The sequence below is a fragment of the Serratia sp. A07 genome, assembly GCF_058725505.1.
In genome coordinates this window covers 1-6,424 of record NZ_JBZXDO010000075.1, presented here as the reverse complement: position 1 = coordinate 6,424, position 6,424 = coordinate 1, and the positions used below count along the sequence as shown (strand labels likewise).

General features: G+C 45.3%; 5 protein-coding genes. 4 read left to right on the top strand and 1 reads right to left on the bottom strand.

The annotated features are described in order from the left end of the window. Positions 1-470: 470 nt before the first annotated feature. From katE to AC4PR2_RS27165, 4 genes are all read left to right on the top strand, one after another. A complete protein-coding gene (gene katE, locus AC4PR2_RS27180) occupies positions 471-2,723 on the top strand; it encodes a catalase HPII (protein WP_492175815.1) in 2,253 nt (750 codons plus the stop codon). A gap of 65 nt (positions 2,724-2,788) precedes the next feature. Further along, positions 2,789-3,445, top strand: a complete 657-nt coding sequence (locus AC4PR2_RS27175) for a DUF421 domain-containing protein (RefSeq protein WP_492175814.1) — start codon at positions 2,789-2,791, stop codon at positions 3,443-3,445. A gap of 155 nt (positions 3,446-3,600) precedes the next feature. Continuing rightward, positions 3,601-4,635, top strand: coding sequence for a YrzE family protein (locus tag AC4PR2_RS27170; RefSeq protein WP_342123335.1), 1,035 nt, complete (start codon positions 3,601-3,603; stop codon positions 4,633-4,635). 78 nt (positions 4,636-4,713) lie between these two features. Continuing rightward, positions 4,714-4,938, top strand: coding sequence for a YgdI/YgdR family lipoprotein (locus AC4PR2_RS27165; protein ID WP_042785961.1), 225 nt, complete (start codon positions 4,714-4,716; stop codon positions 4,936-4,938). Between the two features lie 380 nt (positions 4,939-5,318). On the opposite strand, the gene AC4PR2_RS27160 is transcribed toward AC4PR2_RS27165, so the two are convergent. After that, positions 5,319-6,290 carry an Rpn family recombination-promoting nuclease/putative transposase gene (locus AC4PR2_RS27160; protein ID WP_492175812.1) on the bottom strand — a complete coding sequence of 324 codons (972 nt, stop codon included), beginning with the start codon at positions 6,288-6,290 and terminating at the stop codon, positions 5,319-5,321. Positions 6,291-6,424 lie beyond the last annotated feature (134 nt).

Genomic DNA, 6,424 nt, shown 5'->3' with positions numbered 1-6,424 from the left:
ATAAAATACGGCGATGAGGGTGGAAAGGACTTCGGCTGCGCAGCAGACGAGCTCACGCCGTAGGCGTGCTACCGTTCGATACTTTTGGTTCTAACAATTCAATCGGTTGGCCATTAAGGTTATAACTGATATGCGCGCCTGCTACGCCAATCTTCTAAAAGCCCCTCTCTTACTTTACCTGCCTGCAATTTTTACTTAAGTCAATAGATCTCGATTTATGGAATATATGATGCGGCATTTTTGCGTAACGCCACCTTATTTCTGAAACCTTAAGCTCTGACCATAACCTCCGTAGAATATTTAAAAATAAAACCTTTTAAATTAATGTTAATTTTACGTTAATTTTTTGCTTTCGTTGCGTTGTATGATGCGTAAAAAACTACCAAGTCCATAATGTATTAACTATGCTGTAGGTGTGGTTAATGCTTGGTTGCTCCTAACTAATTGTTTTTATTTGAATGGAGGTTTTTGTGATGAAGAAAAACAAAACTGATTTTACTTCTAACGGAAGTAATGATAAGACAATCTCTACAGTTGAACCACACTATGAAGATACTGCACCCGTCGAGAAGGTAATTAAACCCCTTGCGAGTATAAGTCCCCCGGGAGCGGAACCCATGATGCCGGGTTCTGATAAGACACCTAAGAATAGAAACGAGAAGCTCAAACAGTTAGATAAATTTCGGTCTGATCCTCAGGGAGAGTCGCTGCGCACGAATCAGGGCGTGAAGATTTCCGATAATCAGAATTCACTAAAGTCAGGAACTCGCGGCTCAACCTTGCTTGAAGACTTTATTCTGCGAGAAAAGATCACACATTTTGATCATGAGCGCATTCCCGAAAGGGTAGTCCACGCACGAGGTGCGGGTGCACATGGTTATTTTCAGGTCTATGAATCGCTAGCCTCCTATACCACTGCCGAATTCCTTCAGGATCCCAGTGTTAAAACACCTGTCTTTGTGCGTTTTTCTACCGTCCAGGGCTCCCGAGGCTCTGCTGATACGGTAAGAGATATTCGAGGCTGGGCAACAAAATTCTATACTAAAGAAGGCAATTTTGATCTCGTAGGTAATAATACGCCCGTATTTTTCATTCAGGATGCGATTAAGTTCCCGGACTTTGTCCATGCGGTGAAGCCAGAGCCTCATAATGAAATACCCCAGGGTCAAAGCGCGCATGATACTTTTTGGGATTATATCTCACTGCAGCCAGAGACACTGCATAACGTTATGTGGGCAATGTCAGATCGCGGCATTCCCCGTAGCTACCGTATGATGGAGGGATTCGGCATCCATACCTATAAAATGATCAATGCTGAAGGCCAGTGCCACTTTATACGTTTCCATTGGAAGCCTGTATATGGCGTCTCCTCTCTAATATGGGATGAAGCTCAATTGCTGACAGGCCGCGATCCAGATTTTCATCGCCGTGAGTTGTGGGAGTCCATTGAAGCGGGTGACTATCCTGAATATGAACTTGGGTTGCAGATAATTCCAGAGGAAGATGAATATAAATTCGATTTTGATATACTTGATCCAACTAAGTTGATCCCAGAGTCTTTGGTTCCCGTTCATCTCGTTGGAAAAATGGTATTGAATCGCAATCCAGATAATTACTTTAGTGAAACCGAACAGGTAGCATTCTGTCCTGGTAACATCGTTCCAGGTATAGACTTCTCTGATGACCCACTACTTCAGGGGCGCCTCTTCTCTTACATTGATACCCAAATCAGCCGATTGGGAGGAGTAAATTTCCACGAACTTCCTATTAATAAACCAATTTGTCCTTTCCACAACCATCAGCGTGATGGGATGCATCGTATGAGCATTTCTGGAACAGCCAATTACGAGCCTAACTCTATAAATAACAATTGGCCAAGAGAAACCCCCCCGGCAAAGGGCGGGTTTGCAACCTACCCGCAACCAATAAATGGTGAAAAGACCCGCAGAAGGAGTAGCACTTTTGTTGACTTCTATTCTCAGCCACGTCTATTTTGGCTGAGCCAAACCAAAGTGGAACAAAATCATATTGTCGGAGGGTTCAGTTTCGAATTGGGTAAGGTTGTGCGCCCTTGGATACGTGAACGTGTGGTTGATCAACTTACTTATATTGATCACCAGTTGGCCCAATCTGTCGCTGATAATCTTGGCATAAGATTGAGCCAAGAACAACTGAAGCATCCATTACCTGGCCCCGTCAACGGGATATCTAAAGATCGTTCATTAAGTATGTACGATGGGCATCATCAGATACTCAAATCACGCCAAGTGGCTATTCTTGCTGCCGATGGTGTTTGTGGGGAATCTATTGATAATATTATGAAAACCCTTAAAAAACATGGTATTCATGGAAAGGTTTTTGCTCCGCACTTAGGTAGAATAACTTCTCTGCAAGATAATGAAATAGAGGTCGACGGTACCATAGAAGGCAATCCATCTGTGATGGTGGATGCCGTTATCATACCGGAAGGAGAAGGCAGCATTGACTCCTTGATGAAAAACGGCAACGCCAAACATTACGTGATCCAAGCATTTAAACATCTGAAAGCGATAGGGCTGCAAGGTAAAGCGTTTAAGCTATATGATGCATTGCCGTTGCCCAAACCAGATGAAGGTATTATCGTGGGGGATAAGGCTGCGGATTTGGCTGAGGCATTTTGTAATGCTATGAAAGGACATCGTATTTGGTCCAGAGAAAGCGTAGCACAGGAAATTGCTGGCTAAAGTAGTACTAACTTGGGCTCTCATTTAAGGGAGCCCTACCAATGAGGATCAACAGGATTGTCGTTATGGAATACTATGGTTATACACTTGTTAAGTTTATAATAGGTTTTGTTATTGTAATTACTCATCTAAATCTATCGGGTAAAACTCAGCTTTCCCAGATGACCCCCGTAGACTTCATCGGCAATTTCGTGCTGGGTGGAATTATTGGTGGTGTGATCTATAGCGATTCAATACCTATGCATCAATATGTACTGGTACTCTTTATCGGCGTATTTCTTATCTCGTTATTGAATGCATTAAGTAAGCGCATACACTTTTTTCGCACTGTTACTATAGGTCAGCCAATACCGATCATCAAAGAGGGTCGCTTTCTTATTGATGCCATTTCGAGTAAAAGAAATATAATTGATATATTGAATGTCTCCTCTCAACTTCATGCGCAAGGGATCCCATCCTTCCAGGAAGTCACTTATGCGCAGATAGAGCCAAATGGTCAAATAACGGTTGTATGCGATGACGCCAAGATGCCTTCAGTTATCGTAATGAAAGATGGTAAGGCCAGGATTGCTGAACTCAGTTCGATAGAGAAAGATGAAGCATGGCTTGCCTGTAAATTAAAGGACGCTGGTATAGATCCTCACGCGGTTTTTCTTGCGGAATTTTGGAATGGAAAATTAAGTTTTATATTAAATAACGGCGAGGTTAAATTCTCTCTTTAAGTACTATTCATTGTTATAGCATTTGAAGTAATAATTTTCCTCCGTAGATTTGGCATAACTGATTATTATTGCTATGTTTGTTATGGCTCGATTGAGACTGTGGCATCTCTTTCAGCAAACTTAACACAATGTTAACAACATGAAAAGGATCGTAAATGAAAATGGAAAATGGGATGGTTGTTGAAAAAAAAATATCATGGGGTAGCGTAATAGGCGGTGTGATCACTGTATTGGCCGTGTCATTACTGTTGTCAACGCTGGGTACAAGTCTTGGGCTTTCCATTGTTGACCCGGCTTCGGACGATCCGGTAAATGGAGCGGGAACCACCGTTGCCGTCTGGTCTGCAATCTCGATTATTGTCAGTCTTGCCATCGGCGCTTTCGTCGCCGGTCGTCTGGCAGCAAATGATGGTCTCATTCATGGCTTCCTGGTGTGGGCTACAGCGCTCATTGTTGCTGCAGTTCTGGGAACCTTGTTGGTTGGCTCAGCCGTTAAGATGACTGGTAATGCGCTCGGCGCCATAGCTTCTACCTCAGGTAGCCTGCTTTCAGGTGCAGGCTCTGCGCTTGGAAACGGTGCTTCCGGAGTGGCAAATGTGGGAAAAAATCTCTTTGACCAGCTGGACATCGACACAAAACTTGAGCCGGAAAACCTAAAATCGGATGTGGTAGCAGCATTGAAAAAGAGCGATATACCTTCGTTGCAGCCAGAATTTATGCAGCAGCAGCTTGATGGTGCTAAAGCGGATTTGAGTGATGCGATTAAGGCTTTCTTCAACCAGCCTGATAGCAATGACGCTATCATGCAGAAACTGATTAGTAAGCTGAAAAAGCGTGCGGATGCAATTACTCAGGATGTCAACCAGGACTCATTGAAAAAAGCGCTGAGTGAAAACACCGACATGACTCCTGCAGAGGTTGATAAAACAGTCACTAACTTGATCGATACTAAAGAAAAAACAGCTCAAATCGTTAAGCAACGTCTCGATGAAGCTGAAGCGAAAATTAATGAGGCGAAGCAAAAGTATGCCGAGCTTAAACAGGAAGCCCGTGAGCAGGCTGCTGCAGCTGCAGATGCATTGGCGCGTGCGGCTCTGTGGTCATTCTTTGCCTTGCTTCTTGGTGCAATCATCAGTGCGTTGGCCGGATTGTGGGGCGTAAAGACGAATGCCCGTCATATTCGAAGCTGAGGCTGGTTTAGCGTTACCAAGAGACCTAATCAGATTGAGTGCAATTTTAGCTATGTTCATGCAGTTAAGGAGAGACTTATGAGAAAATCGCTAATGTACGCTGCGACCGTCATTTTTTCCATCATGGCCCTATCGGGATGCACACGTTCAAGTTATGCCATCTATACACATGACGGCCGTACTATAGTCAGTAAAGTTAAACCGGCCCAAACCAGCGCAGGCTTGGTAGGCTACACCGATGCTAATGGCGTCAAACAGCAAATTAACCAGTCTGAAGTGAAAGAAATTTCAGAGATCCCATAATGAAGTCAAGAGGATAGAAGTAAAATAAATTAGTTAAGTAACAGTGTTATTTTTTAATGAAGACCCTTGTAACAAGGGTCTTCATTAATCAACAGAATTGATTGGTATCTATAGTTATTTAAATGTTACACCCACCACCCAACCATTAAGATGCAGTCTAAGAAACTACTTTTTATAGAGGGATTCTCATATAAAAAGATGTAACTAACTTTAATGGAATAGGTTTGGAGCGTGCTTTGTTCATGGTTAGGAAACTCAAAAAGGGGCGATTGAGTTTCCTAACCATGAACGCCAGATGGCTGAGCGCTGTGGTGGTGTTTTCCGGGGAAATGGATGTTGTTTTATCTGTCAATGGCTGCCCTGCCCCTCAACGCAAAGGATTAGTGGCGAATTTGGGCCAGGTCGTCAGCGGTCAGCCCGGTCATTTTCATCACCGCGTCGCGATCGAGGCCATTGGCCAGCATGGTGCGGGCGATTTTCAGTGAGGCTTCACGCTCACCTTTTTCAATACCGCGCTGTTCACCCAACTGGATACCTTTCTGGATACCCTGTTCGATACCCTTCTGGATACCTTGCTCGATACCCTTCTCGATACCTTTTTGTTCAAGCTGTTGTGCGATGGTCATCAGTTCCTCCTCATGTTGCGGAACCCGCAGGGCTAGTTCGCGAACAAATTCCTCTGCATTCGCCGATTCACCGGCCTGGATAATATAGTGTATCAGCGAAATCACCTGTGGCGAAGAGAGATAGCCGGCCAGCAGAATGGCGGACAGCCTGTCGGTCAGTTCGGCCAGGTCGCGCTGGCGAATATGTTTCTGCAGCAGAGTCAGTGCAGCCATGCTGCGGTGGCCCATAATCTCTTCGTCGGGAATGACCGTCACATCAACCAGCGGAAAATCGTCGGTGTACAGTTTCCCGGCCAGCGTTGGATCATCAAACTCCTGCAGCCAGTTTGTCGAGTAAGGGTACGGGCTGTGTTTGCCGGTGTAGAACAGTACCGGAATGACCAGCGGCAGCGTTTTGTGGCCGGCGTCAAGGTGACGCTGCATGGCGGCGACCGCATAGCGAATGAGGCGAAACGCCATGTGCTTATCCGGGCTGGACTGGTGCTCGATAAGCACGTGCACGTAACCGTCAGCGCCGTCGTTGGTTTTCAGGCTGTAGAGCACGTCGCTGAAATACTGGCGCAGGTCATCTTCGACAAAGGAGCCGGACTCCAGCTTCAGCGTGCTGAGGTCACAGATGGCCCGCAGTTCGGCCGGTAGATGAATGTCCATGAAGTCGCGGGCAATCTCGGGTTGCGTCAGAAATTGCCGGAAAGTGGCATCATGGGGTGTTGGATTTTTTTTCATGGCGCTATCGTAACATGTTCGGTCGATGGCCCACTATGGCTGAGCGAAGGCTTCACCCGTTCATGGTTAGGAAACTCAATCGCCCCTTTTTGAGTTTCCTAACCATGAATCGGGGCGAGAAAGAGTCGCATGTG